This window comes from Flagellimonas lutimaris, assembly GCF_003581615.1.
Taxonomy (GTDB): Bacteria; Bacteroidota; Bacteroidia; order Flavobacteriales; family Flavobacteriaceae; genus Flagellimonas; species Flagellimonas lutimaris.
In genome coordinates this window covers 1-356 of the sequence record NZ_QXFH01000057.1, presented here as the reverse complement: position 1 = coordinate 356, position 356 = coordinate 1, and the positions used below count along the sequence as shown (strand labels likewise).

Genomic DNA, 356 nt, shown 5'->3' with positions numbered 1-356 from the left:
ATAGCCCCCAATATATTGGACCGTGACTTTACGGTACACAGGAAAAACCAGGTTTGGGTATCCGACATGACCTATATAAGGAACGTTGAGGGATGGATGTACCTGACGGTGATCATGGACCTGTTCCATCGAAAGGTCGTTGGATGATCTATGGGCAAGACCTTGGGGACGGCAGAAGCCATAATACCCGCTTGGAAGATGGCGGTAAGGTCGAACAATATCACGTACAGGTTTGTTTTCCATTCCGATAGGGGTTCACAATATGCCAGTTACGAGTTCACCGATATCCTTAAAGGACATAATGGTCCAGTGGTACAATCAATGAGCAGAAAAGGGAAATGCCGGGACAATGCAGT

General features: G+C 46.9%; 1 pseudogene. It reads left to right on the top strand.

Annotated features, from left to right (window positions below):
• Positions 1–150 precede the first annotated feature (150 nt).
• Positions 151–356: pseudogene (locus D2V08_RS17465) on the top strand (IS3-like element ISLbl1 family transposase); the annotation flags it as partial.